1 protein-coding gene is annotated in these 419 nt (G+C 73.7%); it reads left to right on the forward strand.

All coding sequences use genetic code 11. From position 1 onward, the window contains the following. The coding region (locus LPA54_RS40130; protein WP_228985359.1) for a cyclase at positions 1-382 on the forward strand (382 nt) is incomplete at its 5' end. Positions 383-419 lie beyond the last annotated feature (37 nt).

Consider the following 419-nt stretch of genomic DNA (forward strand, 5'->3'; position numbering starts at 1 on the left):
GTGGGAGGTCGGCACCGGCTGGGCGACCTGGACGTACATGGCGGAGGTCGTCGAGCAGCATCCCGACGAGCTGATCGCGTGGCAGGGTCTCGGCCGGTGGGCCGGGCACCGGGGCGAGGTGCGCTTCCGGGCCCTCGCCCCGAACCGCACGGAGATCGTGGTGTCCATGCGGTCCCTGGCCCGGCCGACGCGGCGGCACCTGCTGCACCGGACGCCCGTGACGCCGCGGCTGATCCGGTCCGAGCTGGGCCGCTTCAAGCAGTTCATCGAAGGGGTGGGCCAGGAGTCCGGCGCCTGGCGCGGCGTCATCCGCAAGGGGCAGGTCCGGCCCCAGGAGGAGAAGCCGGCGAGAAGCCGGGTGGCGGGCTGGCCGGTCGGCTGACGCTCGGGTGAGGGCAGCGGGAATCCGCGGAAAAAGC

Origin of the sequence: Streptomyces sp. DH12 (assembly GCF_020873895.1) — a bacterium.
GTDB lineage: Bacteria > Actinomycetota > Actinomycetes > Streptomycetales > Streptomycetaceae > Streptomyces.